Genomic DNA, 17,003 nt, shown 5'->3' with positions numbered 1-17,003 from the left:
CGGTAAAAACTATGCCATCATTTGCAAGGCCCCCATAATTTTTTGTTAAAGATATAAAATTGTTCTTTTTCTCCTAATATTAATGTTTCAAGTTGATAAATTTTGTTTTCTTTGTTTGTAAATTACAATATTGAGCGAATAAATTTGCTTAAACAGTAAGTTAATATTTCCTTTTTTGAAAGCAAAAAAACAATGAAAAAAAACACCCCATTAATATTAGTAACCAATGATGACGGAGTTCAAGCACCTGGAATTCGGGCACTAATAGCTGTCATGTCAGAAATAGGAGAAGTAGTAGTTGTCGCCCCAGATAAACCACAAAGCGCTATGGGACATGCCATCACTATAAATAGCACTTTGTATTTGAATAAAATTTCAAAAGACAACGACATCATTACCGAATACAGTTGCTCAGGAACACCTGTAGATTGTGTGAAATTGGCCGTAAATGAAATCTTGAAACGAAAACCAGACTTATGTGTTTCGGGAATTAACCACGGTTCAAATTCATCCATCAACGTCATATATTCAGGAACAATGAGTGCGGCAGTAGAAGCAGGCATTGAAGGGATTCCTGCCATAGGTTTCTCCTTATCCGATTATGACTGGAATGCAGATTTTGAAACCATAAAATCATTTGTAAGGAAAATCACTTTAGAAGTAGTTGAAAAAGGATTACCAGAAGGGGTTATTTTAAATGTGAATTTTCCGAAATTAAAAAAAGAAAATATCAAGGGGATAAAAGTCTGTCGACAAGCTAAAGCAATGTGGATGGAAAAATTTGATAAACGAAAAACACCGCAAGGAAAAGATTATTACTGGCTAGCCGGCGAATTTGTCAACCAGGATAAAGGAGAAGATACTGACGAATGGGCGTTAGACAACGGCTACATCTCAGTTGTACCTGTTCAATTTGATTTAACAGCCTATCATAGCATGCAACAACTTAATAATTGGAAATGGAATGAATAAAATAGATTTACTGTGGGGTTTTATTATTGGAATTATAACTTCTCTTTTGGGTAGTTTTATTTTTGTAACTTTTTTTACTGACTATGATTTTGTAACAGGAATAGAAATTATCAAATCACAAGGCAATTTGGGCAAAATAATAACCTTGGGCTCCATACTTGACCTGATTATTTTTGCCGTTTTATTAAAACTAAACAAAGAACTTATGGCAAGAGGCGTCGTTTTGGCAGTTATTACTCTTGCTGCTATCACTTTGTTTATTTAAGAAATCTATTATTTATACCTTTGTCAGATTAAACGTCAATGAAAAGGTTCTAAAGAAAAAAACATGAAATACTACATTATTGCGGGAGAAGCTTCGGGTGATTTGCACGGATCAAACTTGATGAAAGCTTTGTTTAAAGAAGATCCTAAGGCCGATATCCGATTTTGGGGCGGCGACTTAATGCAAAATGTAGGCGGTACTTTGGTAAAACATTACCGAGAACTAGCTTTTATGGGATTTATCGAGGTTGTTTTTAATTTAAAAACCATTTTGAATAATATCAAAATATGCAAAAAAGACATTCTTGAATTTCAACCTGATGTGCTTATTTTCATTGATTATCCCGGTTTTAACATGCGTATAGCAAAATGGGCCAAGGAATTGGGAATGAAAACACATTACTATATTTCTCCACAAATATGGGCTTGGAAAGAAAGCCGAATTACAGATATCAAACGTGATGTTGACAAAATGTATGTGATCCTTCCATTCGAGAAAAATTTTTATGAGGACAAACATCATTATCCTGTCGCATTTGTTGGTCATCCGTTAATTGATGCTATTTATAATCAACCAACTATTGATGCGGCTGTTTTCCGAAAAGAAAACCAACTAAACGACAAACCTATTATTGCCATTTTGCCTGGTAGTCGAAAACAGGAAATCACCAAAATGTTATCTGTTATGTTGAGCGTTGTTAATGATTTTCCGGATTATCAATTTGTAATTGCCGGGGCACCAAGTCAGGACTTTTCTTTTTACGAACGTTTTATTTCTAATGAAAATATAAAATTCATCTCGAATAAAACTTATAATTTATTACGCAACGCAACCGCCGCATTAGTCACTTCGGGCACAGCCACACTCGAAACGGCTCTTTTTAAAGTACCAGAAGTTGTATGCTACAAAGGAAATTGGATTTCTTATCAAATTGCAAAACGAATAATTACCCTAAAATACATTTCTCTGGTTAACCTCATTATGGATGAAGAGGTGGTTACTGAATTAATCCAAGATGATTGCAATCCAAAACGCATTCGTGAAGAATTAAAAAAAATACTGGAGCCTGATCATCGTAAAACCATTCTGCATAATTACGACTTGCTGGAAGAAAAATTGGGAGGCATTGGCGCCAGTGAAAAAACAGCAAAACTCATTGTATCGGATTTACAGTAGTTTTAAATTATCAATCATCCCAAAAGTACAAATGATTTCTCTTAATAATTTTTGCTTTTAAATTACGGTTATTTCCTACAAATTGTAGTACTTTAGTAAAATGAAAGTACTACAATTTCCTTTAGCCAGAATTACGATCTGCTTTATCGCCGGCATTCTTCTAGCTTCTTATATAAGACTCAAGCCTGAATTTGCTTTTGTTTTACTTACTATTTCACTAAGTATTTTTTGTATTGTTTATTTTTGGTTGAGAAAAGAAATCAATCGGACAATTTATTTTGGTATAACTGTTTATTTCCTTGCTTTTACAATTGGTATAAACACATTAATCATCCACACAGGCTCCTACCAGAAAACCAATTATATCCATTATAATGGTATTTTTGAGAAACCTCATTTAATATCTCTTACAATCAGAGAAAAATTAAAAAGCACTGATTTTAACGACCGCTACATCGCGATTATCCGCCAAGTAGATACTTCTAAACGTACCGGTAGAGTTCTATTCAACATAAGAAAAGACAGCTTAAATCACAGTTTCCAGATAGGGACTCGTTTACAAATTAAAAGTATTTTATATAAAAACAACGCTCCAAAAAACCCAAACCAATTCGATTACGCCAAATACCTTGAAAACAAACAAATCTATGCCCAACTGTATGCCGACGCCCGCGAAATTAGTATCAGTGATAAAGTTGAAAAGAATATTTGGTACTACACTTCCCATTTAAGAACAACAATTATTTCCAATTTAGAAAAAAACGACTTCAACAAAATGGACCTTAATGTAGCCATAGCCCTAATTTTGGGACAACAACAAGATATTTCCCCAGAAATCATTAAAGATTATCAATATGCAGGTGCGGTGCATATTCTATCCGTATCGGGTTTGCATATTGGGTTTATTTTGATCTTCATAACTTTCATTCTCAAACCATTTCCTAACAACAGAAAAGGATCTTTTTTCAAGTTAATTATCATTTTAATCTCCTTAACTCTCTTCGGAATAATGGCTGGACTAGCACCTTCTGTCGTTCGTTCTGTCACCATGTTTTCATTCGTGGCTATTGGTCATCATTTACGAAGAAGTGTTAACATTTATCATACTTTGCTGGTCTCGATATTACTCATTTTACTCGTTCAGCCTTCGTTTTTATTTGATGTAGGTTTTCAATTGAGTTATATAGCATTATTTTTCATCATCTGGTTCCAACCTCTTTTAGCCTCTTCTTGGACACCAAAACACAAAGTCACAAAATACATTTGGGATCTCCTCACCGTTTCTTTTGCAGCACAAATAGGCACTTTCCCCTTGAGTCTGTTCTACTTTCATCAATTTCCTGGTTTATTTTTTATAACCAATTTAATTATTATCCCTTTGATGGGAATTATTATGGTTATAGGTGTTTTAGTAATGCTATTGGCAGCTTTTGATTGTATTCCAATATTATTATCCAAACTATTGGAATGGAGTATTTACTACCTGAATAAAATAATCGGTGGGATTGCCTCAATAGAGGAATTTATAATAACTGACATTCCTTTTAATTCATCTGTACTACTAAGCAGCTACCTATTAATACTGGCAACGATACTTTGGCTTAAAAAACCAAGCTACAAAAGGTTGGTTTCAACCCTAACATCACTTATAATTTTGCAAGTTATGTTACTAAAAAATGACTGGGACACGAACAACCAACAAGAGTGGGTTTTATTTAATTCTAAAAAAAATACGCTGATTACAGAACGAACAGGAAAAGATGTCATCCTTTACAGTACTGATGATCTCCTGAAAACTTCATCTAAAAACAGTGTCCTAAACTCTTATCTAGTGGGTAATGCCAGCACTTTAAAAGACACTAAAAAAGTTCAGAATCTTATGTTCTTCAAAGGGAATAAAATCCTTATTCTGGATAGCTTAGGGATTTATCCAAAAAATTGGAATCCTGACATTTTAATCCTTACACAAAACCCAAAAGTTAATTTAGAGCGACTACTCCAAAGTATGAGCCCAAAAATCGTTCTTGCAGATGCTTCTAATTATAAAACAATTCAGAAACTTTGGGAAAGTAGCTGCAGTAAACAAAAAATCCCTTTTCACGCAACTGGCGAAAAGGGATTCTATAAATTAAACTAATCTTACTTCTTTTTCAGAATTCCGTCTGCTACAGCAAGCCAGGCGCTTGGCCCTCCAGCCACATAGCCCGTATTTCCCAGTCCTTGAAAATTAACTTTCCCGTCTTTGGTAGTCGCATTTGCAAAATAAATCGTTGGGAAACCTTGTATCCCAAAAGCTTGTTGCAACTCATTATTTTGTTTTTTTATTTCTGGAGTTTGTGGTGTTCTTCTTGGATAATCCAACTCAACCAATACAACATTTTCCTTAGCCCATTTGGCAAACTCAGGAGTTTTAAGTACTTCTTTTTGCAATCTGATACACCATCCACACCAGTCGCTGCCAGTAAAAAACAACAACATTGGTTTTTTGGTTTTATTGGAAACTTCCATTGCTTTATTGACATTGGTCTCCCAAACCAATTCTTGGGCCTCAACCGCAAAAGAAACAGTCAAGAAAAATAGAGTTATAAATATCTTTTTCATTTTTTTTAGTTTATCTGAATTTCCACAAAATTAATGCCTAAAGTACTAATTATTTTACTTCTTGCATTAGTTTTTTTATTAAAGGAGAAATTAATATCAGAATTACACCTGCTACTAAAGCATAAATACCCAACTGATAATACCCGTCAGCATAAACGTTAAGCTTCTCTAAATTGGAAGCATTTTCAGAAGCTTCGGCAATATTAGCCCCTAAAATCCCAGCAAAATACTGACCGTAAGCACTAGCCAAAAACCACATCCCCATGATTACCGCTTGCGTTTTGTGAGGCGACAGTTTTGTCATTGCACTCATTCCGATCGGCGACAAACACAATTCTCCAAAAGTGATTATGAACCATCCAAAAGTGAATAATCCTAAAGAAGTTTTTCCATCTTCCCCAGCAAAGAATTTTGAATAATAAAAAATCCAAAAACCACCCGCTAAAAACAAAAAGGCCAATCCAAATTTCACTACTGTATTGGGTTCAATTTTTCTTTTAGCCATCCACAACCAAACTAGACCAACAATTCCCGCAAAACCGATTACAAACAATGAATTGGCAGAATTATTCACCCCATTTGGACTTAATTCTAATCCATAAATAGTATTGTTTAGGTTGTTGGCAGCAAATAAACTTAATGAACCACCACTTTGTTCAAAGAAAGCCCAAAAGAAAATTGAAAAAATAATAAATGTCAAAGCTGCTAATAATTTTTTATTCTCTGCTAATGAAAAGTTTTTCATTTCATAAAACAAATACAAAATAGATGCAGGACCAATAAACATCATAAAATAGTCCGTATAAACTGTATTCGCCACCATCACAATAATAATGGGAATAATCAATAACGAGCCAATATATGTTAGTCTTTCGTATAGTTTCCTTTTAGAAGTTTCAATTTCCTTCAGTGGAGAAAGTCCGATTGTGGCTAAGGTCTTTTGAGTCTGGGTAAAAGTCAATAAACTAACAATCATAACAATTGCCGCAAATCCAAAACCAACATTCCAACGAAGATGTTCAGGCACCAGCGATTTCCACATAGAGCCTTCTGCTACAGCTATACAGATGTAGCCCCCTAAAAATGCTCCAAGATTTACGCCCATATAAAAGAAAGAAAAACCAGCATCTCTTCTAGGATCACCTTCTTTATAAAGTTGGCCAACCATTGAAGAAATATTTGGTTTAAAAAAACCTGTCCCGACAATCGTAAAACCAATGCCTGTAAAAAACAAGCCTTTAGGATCAACAGCAAGAATAATACTTCCGATTATCATTAGGATACCACCCCAAAAAAGTGATTTTCTCAAGCCAAGAATTTTATCCGCAAAAAGTCCTCCAATGAAAGTAAAAGCGTAAACCCATGCTTGTGTAGCTCCATATTGTAAGTTGGCTACTCTTTCATTCATTCCTAATTGACCAACCATAAAAATCACTAACATCCCACGCATTCCATAGAAACAAAACCGCTCCCACATTTCGCTGAAAAACAAGTACCACAATTGTTTTGGAAACTTGCCTTTAAAATCCTGAATCTGTTCTATACTTGTCATTAGCTTATACCTTTTTCTTTCATTACTGCATTCAACTGTTTCAAAATTAGTAAACCCAAAACAGTTGCAAAAAGCAACAATAAAGCATTTACAAGGAAAAAATTAGCTTTGTTCTCATAATCATACCACATACTTGCCAAAACACCAGAAAGTTTATTACCAATAGAAATCGATAAAAAGAAGCCTCCCATCATCAAAGCAGTTAAACGCGGCGGACTTAATTTGGACACAATAGAAAGTCCCATTGGTGACAAACATAGTTCCCCAATGGTAATTACACCATAAGTTCCTACAAGCCACCAAGGCGAAACTTTTACAGCACCATTACTTCCAAAATAAACCGCAAGTACCATCACCAAACACGATAATGAGGAGATGAACAAACCTAAAACAATTTTAGAAGGCGTACTCGGTTCTTTTCCTTTTTTTCGCATAAAGGCAAAAAAGCCCACCACAAAGGGCGTCAAAATAATAATCCAGCCCGGATTAATAGATTGAAACAGTTCGGTATTGATTAATGATACTTTTTGATTGGAATTGCTTTCCAGTTCAGCTCGCTGTTCAGCCGAAACATTAGTAAAATAAACATCTTTACCTTGAACTTTTACTGGCTCATTATTGGCATCTTTTTCGGCCTTAAATTGCGCATCGTATTTTTGAACTTCTTTAGTAGCAAAATCTTTCTCTTCTACTAAATAGATGGAAGACAATGCTTTTTCAGTTGTTCCTGTAACTTGTCTATCCGTATAATAATTTGCCCAACGAGTCAATGCCGTTCCATTTTGTTTAAAAACAGCCCAAAACAACATCCCTACTGCAAAAATAGCCAGCAAAGCGCCTAGCGGCCGTTTGTCTTCTTTATTGGCTTTTACATACAAACTGATGTAGAAAATAATCACTGGGACACAAGCAAAAATAAAGGCATCCGTAGAATCACTTTTAAAAATAGTTCCAGGAATTAACCATCCAACCGCGCCGCAAATAATAGCTGGTAAAAAAACTACTCCTAAGATTCGGCTTAAAGAAATATCTCCTTCTTGAACTGGTTTCATCACATTGGCACTATCTAAATGTTTACGTCCGATAGAGAAAATAACTAAGCCTAATAACATTCCAATTCCTGCTGTAAAAAAAGCAGCACCCCATCCGTATTGGTTTCGCATAAAAGCAGCGATGATATTACAAGCAAAAGCACCGAGATTGATTCCCATATAGAAAATATTGTATCCCGCATCTTTGTTAGCTTTATACTCCTCCGTAGAATATAAATTCCCAACTAAAGTTGAAATACTAGGCTTAAAAAATCCGTTACCTATGATGATAAGTCCCATGGAAATATAAAAAAAAGTCACATCATGGAAACTCAACCCGATGTAACCCAACGCCATTAAAAATCCACCCAAATAAATGGCTTTAAAATATCCTAAAAATCGATCGGCTAAGTACCCTCCCAAAAAAGGAGTCAAATACGTTAGAGCTATATAAGTTCCAAAAATATCATCGGCATTTTTATCCGAAAAAGCCAATCCACCAGTAGCGGCCGGATCTATCATATAAAGGACAAAAATTCCAATAATAAGATAATAACCAAAACGTTCCCACATTTCGGTAAAAAAAAGAAAGGCTAATCCCTTTGGGTGTTTGCTGTTCATAGTACAATTCTTAAATGATTTGTAAATCGATTTCAATATTCACTATTGAAATAAGTAAAAAATTTAAATTAAAATACCTACTTAGTAATCCAAGTAGGTATTAAAAACAGTGTATTTTCATTTAGTTGACACCATGCATCATTTTTTTCAATTTTGGAGTAAGTGCAAACAAGATTACTGCCGCAAGTCCCGTCAATATAACGAATACCATAAAGAATTCGAAAAGATTATGAATTTCAAATCCAACAAAAATCGGATTGCTAGGACTGATTTGATTCTTATCCAATAAAGCCAATTGGTCCGCTGAAAGGGTCACTTTTTTATCTAAAACTGCCTGCAAATCGATTCCTAATTCTTTCGCTTTATTAAATTTATCTCCAGTAGCCGGTAAAATTGAACCTAATGTTCCCGCTAAAGCATAACCTGCTGCATTCGATAAAAAGAAAACACCATACAACAAAGAAGAAAATCTTTTTGGTGATAATTTCCCCACTAAAGACAAACCGATTGGTGACAAGCATAGTTCAGCTGCCGTTTGGATTAAGTACAACAAGATTAACCATTGGATAGCCAACAAACCATTGTTACCCAAATCTTTTACATTATGTGCAATGATAAAATAACTTATTGCGATTAAAGCCAAACCAAAAGCTTGTTTCATTGGCGAAATTGGTTCTCTTCCGTTAGCTCTTAATTTATCCCACAACATACTAAAAGGAACCGCAAAAATGACAACGAATAGCCCGTTAAAAATTTGAACCATTGAAGGAGGCATTTGCCATCCAAAGAAATTTCTGTCCGTTTGATTATCTGCAATAAAAGTTAAAGAAGAACCTGCTTGCTCGAAAGCTGCCCAGAAGAAAATCACAAAGAAAGCTACAATATAAATAACCAAAATTCTATCTCTTTCAATTTTGGTTAAGGAAGAGTCCGAAATAATTAAACCCGCTAATGCAAGTCCACTGGCGTAAATAACAGAATAAATAACGTTTTGACCGAAAGCAAAATGGAATAAAAATCCAAATCCAACAAAAGCAAAAACGGCTCCGATTAAAGCGACAGAAGAAAATACAGCTTTTTGAGATTCTCCCTCTTCAAAATCTGAAGCTTCATTTTTAGATGGCAATCCACCAATAGGTCTTCCTTCCGGTGTTACCACATATTTATCTTTCAAAAAGTAAAAGATCAGGGTTCCCACTAACATAGCGATGGATGCTGCCAAAAATCCCCATTTAAAAGCATGAATATCTCTAATACCACCCGCATCTTTAACATCTCCAATAATTGGACATATCAACTGACCCAAAAAAGCTCCTAGGTTAATCCCCATGTAAAAAATTGTAAATGCAGTATCTAATTTACTTTTTTCTTGTTTTGGGTATAAACTCCCCACCATTGAAGAAATATTTGGCTTGAAAAACCCATTACCAAAAATAATGATTCCCAAAGCCGACCAAAGTAAAGTATTGGCTAAAGAAAGGTTTGAACCGAAAATACTGGCGCTAAAAAACAACAAAAATTGTCCTATTGCCATCATTAAACCACCCAAGAGAATACAGTTTCTATTTCCGAAGAATCTATCAGCAATAAATCCTCCCAACATTGGCGTTAAATAACACAAACCTAAGAAACCTCCGTAGATAAGCGAAGCGTCTGCTTCTTTCATCATTAAAGAATTCACCATGAATAATGTTAAAATTGCCCGCATTCCATAGAAATTGAATCGTTCCCACATTTCTGTTCCAAACAATACCCAAAGTCCTTTTGGATGTGCTGTTTTTACTTGAGCTTCTGTCATGTTATTTATTTTTGATTATGGTATAAAGGTTGAATTATAAATTTTCTTTGATAAAATTAGTCATTTTAGTATACAATTGTATTCTGGTTTTTCCTCCTCGAATTCCGTGGTCTTTATCAGGATAAATTTGAGAATCAAATTGTTTATTAGCCTGAATTAAGGCCTCCATCATTTGCATCGAATTCTGTACGTGTACATTATCATCCCCTGAACCATGAATTAAAAGAAACTTTCCTTTCAATTTATCCACATGGTTTATTGGTGAATTTTCATCATACCCACTCGGGTTTTCTTGTGGTGTCTGCATATATCTCTCCGTATACACGCTGTCATAAAAACGCCAATTGGTTACTGGTGCCACAGCAATTGCCATTTTAAAAACGTCGTTTCCTTTCAAGATACAGTTCGAAGCCATAAATCCTCCATAACTCCAACCAAACATACCCATTCTTGATTTATCCACAAATGTATAGTTTCCTATTACTTTGGCAGCATCAATTTGATCTTCCACTTCGTATTTCCCTAATTCTTTTTGGGTTACTTTCTTGAAATCAGCTCCTTTAAAACCTGTTCCACGACCGTCAACACAAGCAACGATATAGCCTTGCTGCGCTAACATCATAAACCAATAATCATCAGAACTGTTCCAGTCATTGTTCACTTGTTGTGATCCCGGACCCGAATATTGGTACATAAAAACCGGATACTTTTTGGCGGGGTCAAAATCATTTGGTTTGATCATCCAGGCATTCAATTCATTTCCTTTTTCCGTTTTTAAAACAAAAAATTCTTTTGAAGGTAAATTATAGCCTTTTAGTTTAGAAGCTAATCCTTCGTTATTTTCAATAACCTGAATTTGTTTTCCTGATTTTGCTTCGTTCAACGTATAGGTTGTTGGTTGTGAAGCGCTAGAGAAGTTGTTGATGTAATATTGAAAGTTTGGGCTTAAAGTAGCGACATTAGTCCCCGTATTTTGAGACAAACGTAACTTGCTTTTACCATTTAAATTTATTCGGTAAATATCTCTGTTGATAGATCCGTTTTCTGTAGATTGATAAAAAATGGTATTGGTTTTTTCGTCAAAACCATAATAAGAAGTCACTTCCCAATTTCCTTTGGTCACTTGATTTTTGAGTTTACCCGTTTTGTCATATAGATAAATATGATTAAAACCACCTTTCTCACTGGTCCAAATAAAACTATTATCTTTTAAGAAAGTCAAATTATCCGTTATATCAACATAAGCTTTGTCTTTTTCATTCAAAACTACTTTGGCAGTTCCTGAATTACCATCGATAAACAATAAATCTAAATTATCTTGATGGCGGTTCAATACTTGGGCAGATAAAACATTAGCATCATTTGTCCATTGCATTCTGGCAATATAAAAATCCGAATAATTACCTAAATTTACTTCTTTGGTACCAGTAGTATTAACATCATAAATATGTAAAGACACTACTGAATTTTTTTCACCCGCTTTCGGATACTTAAATGTCCGGATTGTAGGATACAATTCTTTGTGGAACATCGACATCGAAAACTCAGGAACTTTTGTTTCGTCAAAACGAATGTAAGCCACTTTTTTACTGTCTTTACTCCAATCGAATGCCTTCACAAAAGCAAATTCCTCTTCATAAACCCAGTCAGTAATTCCATTGATTACACTGTTTCTCTTCCCGTCTGTTGTAATTGGAGTTGATTTTTTTGTGGCCAGATCATAAACATAAAGATTATTTTCTTTGGCATAAGCAATCTTTTTTCCGTCCGGCGAAAAAGTTGGTTGTTGTATTTGAAAATCAAACAATTTTGTCAATTGCTTCGTTGCAATATCATACAAATAATAATCGGCTGTAAATGAATGACGGAAAATCTTATTAGAATTACAAGCCAACAAGATCATTTTCTCTGAAGAATCGAAAGTGTAACTACTTATTTTAGGCAACTCTTTATGATCCTTTGTATCAATTAAAGTAGCCGTCTTTTTTAGCGTTGCAAAATCATATAAATCGATTTGCATACTTCCGGTTTTATAATCAAGATTTAATACAGTGTATTGGTTAGTATTTTTTAAGGACTGCAATTCATCCATTGCTTTGGCACGAAAAGCGCCATTAAAAATCTCTTCTACAGTGATCTTTTGTTGCCCAAAAACAGTAAAACACAAGAATAAAAGTAAGGTCGTTAACCTGTTCGAATTCATAAGATTGATTTAAATTTAAAAACCGTCAATTTTAGTGAAAAATTTACAATTATTTCACATTCGATGTGTTAAATGTTAAAAACAATATCCGACAAAAATATTTATTGAATATTCTATGGTAAAACCAAAACAGCTAAACCGTATCTTTGCAAAAAATTATCCTATAATTAATTGAGAATGAATAAAGTCGTTGCCGGATTTTCTAAATTATCCAAAGAAGAAAAAATAAACTGGATTGCCAAAGAATATTTTACTAATCCACAGGAAGCCATAGAACTACTGAAAAAGTATTGGAATTCTGACGAAAATCTACAGAAATTACATGATGAATTTATCGAAAACACGATATCTAATTTCTATATCCCTCTTGGAGTGGCTCCAAACTTCTTAATCAACGGAAAAAACAGTACCATTCCTATGGCGATTGAAGAAAGTTCTGTTGTTGCCGCAGCCGCAAAATCAGCAAAATTCTGGTCCACTCGTGGTGGTTTCAAAGCAACTGTTATCGATACCGAAAAGATTGGTCAGGTTCACTTTATTTTCAAAGGCGATTCTTCAAAATTGAACAGCTTTTTCAACGAAACTAAAGTCAAGTTTTTTACAAATACAGAAAACATCACCAAGAACATGCAAAAACGTGGTGGTGGAATCCTCGATATTATCCTAAAAGACAAAACAGATTTAATTCCAAATTACTTTCAACTGCATGCTACTTTTGAAACGAAGGACAGTATGGGTGCCAACTTTATCAATTCGTGTTTGGAACAATTTGCCAAGACATTAAAAGAAGAAGCACAATCCCACGAATTATTTTCAGAGACTGAAAAAGACATTCAAGTCGTGATGAGCATTCTTTCTAATTATGTTCCAAATTGTCTTGTCCGCGCTGAAGTTTCCTGCCCGATAGCCGATTTAGAAGAAAAGCACATTCAAAATCCACAAGAGTTTGCGGAACGATTTGTTCAAGCGGTTCAAATCGCAGAAATTGAGCCTTTCCGCGCTGTTACCCATAATAAAGGAATCATGAATGGTGTAGATGCTGTTGTTTTGGCTACAGGAAATGATTTCCGTGCCGTTGAAGCCGGTATTCATGCTTATGCCTCACGAAACGGACAATATTCCAGTCTTTCCCATGCCAAAATAGAGAATGATATTTTTACTTTTTGGCTCGAAATCCCTTTAGCTCTGGGAACGGTTGGCGGTTTGACTTCTTTACATCCACTGGTAAAACTTTCGTTAGAAATGCTCGAAAAACCTTCTGCAAAGGAGCTTATGAAAATTGTTGCTGTTGCAGGATTAGCACAAAACTTTGCTGCACTGCGTTCTCTGACTACAACCGGAATTCAAGATGGGCACATGAAAATGCATCTCAACAACATTCTGAACCAATTTGAAGCCAATGAAGAGGAACGCATCGTAATTCGCAAACATTTTAAACACCATGTAGTTTCACACAGTGCCGTGGTGGACTATATCGAAAATTTAAGAAAATAACACCCTATTCATTAGGAGCTTAATCCCGCTGTACACTCTATCTTTTGTTCTGAACTCCAGAACAAAAGGATGCCGTTTCCATCGGGGCTAAAAAAGAATACATGAAACAGACATTTTACAGTAACGGAAAACTTTTAATCACAGGCGAATATTTGGTATTAGATGGCGCCAAAGCTTTTGCATTGCCAACAAAATTTGGACAAAACCTAATTGTACAAAAAGGAAGCAACCAAGAGATTCAATGGAAAAGTTATGATTTTGACGGCAGTATCTGGTTTGAAGAAACGATCTCATTTTCTGAAATTTCAAGCAAAATAAATTCCGAAATTGAAACGGTTAAAACCACATTGACAACAATTTTACATGAAGCTTATCTCTTAAATCCAGACTTCATAAATCATGCTGAAGGATACATCGTTACTACTGAACTGAGCTTTCCTAAAAACTGGGGTTTGGGCACCTCTTCCACTTTAATAAACAATATTGCACAATGGTTGCAAATTAATGCGTTCATCCTTCTTAAAAACAGTTTTGGAGGCAGTGGTTACGACATTGCCTGTGCACAAAACGACTCTCCTATTTTGTATTCCATAGAGGAAGGAAATGCGAAAGTTGAAGAAGTAAGTTTTAATCCTGACTTTACAGAAAATTTATATTTTGTTTACCTAAACCAAAAACAGAGCAGCAAAGTAGCCATCGCTTCCTACTACAATAACAAGAACAATCATCTGGAAAAAAACATCATCACGAACAATGCCATAACTCAGTCTGTCGTTGCAGCAGAAACACTAAAAGCATTTGCTTTAGCGATAGAGAAACATGAAGTAGCCATGAGCAATATTCTTCAGATGAAAACTGTGAAGGAAGCCTTATTTCCAGATTTTAAAGGTATTGTAAAAAGCCTTGGGGCATGGGGAGGTGATTTTGTTTTGGTAATCTCAAAAGAAAACCCAACCGTCTATTTTAACGCAAAAGGATATGAAACCATAATCCCTTATAGCGAAATGATATTATAAAGTTATGCTTGCCTTATTTGATGAAGCCTATTTCTTCTTCAAGTTAACTTCTGATTAAATAAAAACCCGATACATTTAAAATGTATCGGGTTTTTATTTTTAAACTATTCTAAACAAAAGTCTAGTAGTTGAATAATCTTCTATTGTCTTCAATTTTAGCGTTAGCTTTCAATGCAGGAACAACTCTGTTTGCATCAGAACCACTTTGCGCTTTCAATTTTGTAATATAAGGAGCGTGGCTTTTTAAAGCTGGTGCTTTTACAGTACTGATGTTTTTAACAACATAAACTCCAGTGTTTCCTTCAATTGGAGCTGATAATTTATTAGCAGCTAATGCAAATGCATTTCCAACTACTTTAGGCTCTTGTCCTACTCCTCCAGCTAAAACCGGATTCTCCATAGTTACGCCTGAAACTTGTTGCACTGTTGAACCTGTAGCTTTAGCAATCGCTTCTAATGAAGTTCCTGTCATTTTTGCTTTGATCAACTCAGCTTTTTTCTTGTTTTTAAGAATTGGCTCAACATAAGGTCTTACTAAAGTAACAGCTACTAATCCTGAGTTATCTACCTTTTTAACTTTTGCTATAACGTGACCTAAATTAGCCACCTCAAATCTCTTAACATCACCAACTTTAGTATCATCTTCGAATGCCCATCTTACAATTGATCTTTGGCTTCCTAAAGCTCCAAAAGCTTCGTCCATTGCTTTTACATTAACTGGAGCAGCAACAGTCAATTTCATTTCTTGAGCTAATTTACCAAAGTCTTTATCTGCAGCTTCCATTTCAAATTTGGTTGCTTGAGTAAACAATTTATCAGAAGTAGCTTCAGAAGCTTCTACTTTTTGTGCTACCGTAGCCAAACGAATACCGTCTTGCTTATCAGTAATTTTGATAATATGATAACCGAAAGTAGTTTCAACTAAACCAACTTTCCCAATTCCATTATTAAACACAAAGTCATTAAAAGGTTTTACCATTTGGTTTGGACCAAAATAACCTAAATCACCACCTTGTTGTGCAGAAGAATCATCAGAAGCAGTAAATGCTAACATCATGAAACTATCTGGATTCGCAATTACTTGAGCTAAAATTGCTTCCGCTTTAACTTTAGCTTCCTCTTTTGTTCTTACCTCTTTTTTATTAGGCACTTGTGTTCCTTCATAACTAATTAAGATATGACTAGCTTTTGCATTCACACCAGTTTTTCTACCTAAAGATTTTGAAAGACAGTAGTAGTTACCAAATCTGTAAGGACCATAAACTTCACCTGGAGCTAAATTATACAATTTATCTGCATCGATAGCAGGTAAATCTTTTTTGGCAACATAAGAAGAATCATAAGGAACATCTGAATTTGAATTCACAAAGTCAATTGTATTGGCAGCAGTTCTAAAACCAGGTAAAGTATCGTTTTTACCAGTTGCCTGATTGTATACAACACTACCAGATAACAATGCAGTTATTTTAGCTTTAACTTCATTTTCATCTTCAGTCGAAGCTTTATCTTCAATTAAAACATACTCCACTTCACGAGATTCATCAGCTTTGTATTTTTTCTCATTTTTCTTCATGTACTCTACAATCTCATCGTCAGTAACTTTTACTTCACTGTCTTTAATTGTAGAATATAAACCAGCAACATAAGCGAACTCTACTTTATTAGACTCCATTTCATATTTCAATTTCCCTTCACTTTCAGTTGTATAAATTCCCGCTTTGATAAGGTTGTTGTAAATTTGAAATTTAGCATTTAGTTCAGCGTCTTTCTCTCTGTCAACAAGATATTGAGCCTGCTCTGGATTTGATTTGAAATATTCTTTGAATTTTGCTAAATCAAACATACCGGCAGCGTTCAAGAACATTGGATTTTTACCTATATTTTGGTCAGCTTTGAAAACTTCAATTATGTGTTTTTCACCTACTCTCAATCCTAATTTATCAAATTCAGATGTCAATAGAGCAATAGAAACTTCTTGGTCCCAAACTCTGTTTGCAGCTTCTGTGGAAGAAATTCCCTGACCGCTTTTTTCAACATTGCTAACTTTAATTCTAAAGTCTTCAAATGAAATATCTTTTCCATCGATACTTCCTACATCTTTTGTGTTTTGACCAAAGCCACCTTTACCGATAAGATCTTGTACTATAAATGCAAATAATGCAAGTGCAATAGCTGCTATCAATAAAGCGGAACGTTGTCTAATTTTTGCTAAAACTGCCATTTTTATTGTTGTTAATTTTTATATTCAGTTTGCGAAAATACAATTATCTAATT

Annotated in this window: 12 protein-coding genes; 6 read left to right on the top strand and 6 right to left on the bottom strand. The window is 34.7% G+C overall.

Features of this window, described 5'->3' with window-relative positions; translation table 11 throughout:
• Positions 1–192: 192 nt before the first annotated feature.
• From surE to ABEB23_RS12815, 4 genes are all read left to right on the top strand, one after another.
• Positions 193–972: a 5'/3'-nucleotidase SurE gene (gene surE / locus ABEB23_RS12830; protein ID WP_348813000.1), complete on the top strand. Its 780-nt coding sequence runs from the start codon at positions 193–195 to the stop codon at positions 970–972.
• Positions 965–1,237: a hypothetical protein gene (locus ABEB23_RS12825; protein ID WP_348812999.1), complete on the top strand. Its 273-nt coding sequence runs from the start codon at positions 965–967 to the stop codon at positions 1,235–1,237. The genes surE and ABEB23_RS12825 overlap by 8 nt, the downstream gene beginning before the upstream one ends.
• 63 nt (positions 1,238–1,300) lie before the next feature.
• Positions 1,301–2,413, top strand: coding sequence for a lipid-A-disaccharide synthase (lpxB, locus tag ABEB23_RS12820; RefSeq protein ID WP_348812998.1), 1,113 nt, complete (start codon positions 1,301–1,303; stop codon positions 2,411–2,413).
• Between the two features lie 100 nt (positions 2,414–2,513).
• The gene (locus ABEB23_RS12815) at positions 2,514–4,550 is read left to right on the top strand and encodes a ComEC/Rec2 family competence protein (protein ID WP_348812997.1); all 2,037 of its coding nucleotides are present in this window, start codon (positions 2,514–2,516) and stop codon (positions 4,548–4,550) included.
• A 2-nt stretch (positions 4,551–4,552) separates the two neighbouring features.
• Here the strand turns inward: ABEB23_RS12815 and ABEB23_RS12810 are convergent, their stop codons facing one another.
• From ABEB23_RS12810 to ABEB23_RS12790, 5 genes are all read right to left on the bottom strand, one after another.
• Positions 4,553–5,014, bottom strand: a complete 462-nt coding sequence (locus ABEB23_RS12810; RefSeq protein ID WP_348812996.1) for a thioredoxin family protein — start codon at positions 5,012–5,014, stop codon at positions 4,553–4,555.
• A gap of 49 nt (positions 5,015–5,063) precedes the next feature.
• Positions 5,064–6,566 carry a peptide MFS transporter gene (locus tag ABEB23_RS12805; RefSeq protein WP_348812995.1) on the bottom strand — a complete coding sequence of 501 codons (1,503 nt, stop codon included), beginning with the start codon at positions 6,564–6,566 and terminating at the stop codon, positions 5,064–5,066.
• On the bottom strand, positions 6,566–8,218 hold the full coding sequence (locus tag ABEB23_RS12800) for a peptide MFS transporter (RefSeq protein WP_348812994.1): 1,653 nt from the start codon (positions 8,216–8,218) through the stop codon (positions 6,566–6,568). The genes ABEB23_RS12805 and ABEB23_RS12800 overlap by 1 nt, the downstream gene beginning before the upstream one ends.
• A gap of 121 nt (positions 8,219–8,339) precedes the next feature.
• Complete coding sequence (locus tag ABEB23_RS12795; RefSeq protein ID WP_348812993.1) at positions 8,340–10,016, bottom strand: peptide MFS transporter; 1,677 nt, start codon at positions 10,014–10,016, stop codon at positions 8,340–8,342.
• A 34-nt stretch (positions 10,017–10,050) separates the two neighbouring features.
• Positions 10,051–12,219: a S9 family peptidase gene (locus tag ABEB23_RS12790; protein ID WP_348812992.1), complete on the bottom strand. Its 2,169-nt coding sequence runs from the start codon at positions 12,217–12,219 to the stop codon at positions 10,051–10,053.
• Positions 12,220–12,396: 177 nt separating this feature from the next.
• Between ABEB23_RS12790 and ABEB23_RS12785 the strand changes: the two genes are divergently transcribed.
• Both ABEB23_RS12785 and ABEB23_RS12780 read left to right on the top strand, forming a co-directional pair.
• Positions 12,397–13,713, top strand: a complete 1,317-nt coding sequence (locus tag ABEB23_RS12785) for a hydroxymethylglutaryl-CoA reductase, degradative (protein ID WP_348812991.1) — start codon at positions 12,397–12,399, stop codon at positions 13,711–13,713.
• 101 nt (positions 13,714–13,814) lie between these two features.
• On the top strand, positions 13,815–14,729 hold the full coding sequence (locus ABEB23_RS12780) for a GYDIA family GHMP kinase (RefSeq protein ID WP_348812990.1): 915 nt from the start codon (positions 13,815–13,817) through the stop codon (positions 14,727–14,729).
• Positions 14,730–14,850: 121 nt separating this feature from the next.
• On the opposite strand, the gene ABEB23_RS12775 is transcribed toward ABEB23_RS12780, so the two are convergent.
• Positions 14,851–16,950 (bottom strand): peptidylprolyl isomerase, encoded by a 2,100-nt coding sequence (locus tag ABEB23_RS12775; RefSeq protein WP_348812989.1) that lies wholly within the window; start codon positions 16,948–16,950, stop codon positions 14,851–14,853.
• Positions 16,951–17,003 lie beyond the last annotated feature (53 nt).

Source organism: Flavobacterium maritimum, from assembly GCF_040049085.1.
Classification (GTDB): Bacteria; Bacteroidota; Bacteroidia; order Flavobacteriales; family Flavobacteriaceae; genus Flavobacterium; species Flavobacterium maritimum.
Note: the sequence above shows the minus strand (reverse complement) of the source record. Positions and strands in the feature narration are given on the sequence as shown.

Bases quoted from the DNA above. Each gene is read 5' to 3' on its own strand.
- surE (WP_348813000.1), top strand. From the start codon at position 193: ATGAAAAAAAACACCCCATTAATATTAGTAACCAATGATGACGGAGTT.
- ABEB23_RS12825 (WP_348812999.1), top strand. From the start codon at position 965: ATGAATAAAATAGATTTACTGTGGGGTTTTATTATTGGAATTATAACT.
- lpxB (WP_348812998.1), top strand. From the start codon at position 1,301: ATGAAATACTACATTATTGCGGGAGAAGCTTCGGGTGATTTGCACGGA.
- ABEB23_RS12815 (WP_348812997.1), top strand. From the start codon at position 2,514: ATGAAAGTACTACAATTTCCTTTAGCCAGAATTACGATCTGCTTTATC.
- ABEB23_RS12810 (WP_348812996.1), bottom strand. From the start codon at position 5,014: ATGAAAAAGATATTTATAACTCTATTTTTCTTGACTGTTTCTTTTGCG.
- ABEB23_RS12805 (WP_348812995.1), bottom strand. From the start codon at position 6,566: ATGACAAGTATAGAACAGATTCAGGATTTTAAAGGCAAGTTTCCAAAA.
- ABEB23_RS12800 (WP_348812994.1), bottom strand. From the start codon at position 8,218: ATGAACAGCAAACACCCAAAGGGATTAGCCTTTCTTTTTTTTACCGAA.
- ABEB23_RS12795 (WP_348812993.1), bottom strand. From the start codon at position 10,016: ATGACAGAAGCTCAAGTAAAAACAGCACATCCAAAAGGACTTTGGGTA.
- ABEB23_RS12790 (WP_348812992.1), bottom strand. From the start codon at position 12,219: ATGAATTCGAACAGGTTAACGACCTTACTTTTATTCTTGTGTTTTACT.
- ABEB23_RS12785 (WP_348812991.1), top strand. From the start codon at position 12,397: ATGAATAAAGTCGTTGCCGGATTTTCTAAATTATCCAAAGAAGAAAAA.
- ABEB23_RS12780 (WP_348812990.1), top strand. From the start codon at position 13,815: ATGAAACAGACATTTTACAGTAACGGAAAACTTTTAATCACAGGCGAA.
- ABEB23_RS12775 (WP_348812989.1), bottom strand. From the start codon at position 16,950: ATGGCAGTTTTAGCAAAAATTAGACAACGTTCCGCTTTATTGATAGCA.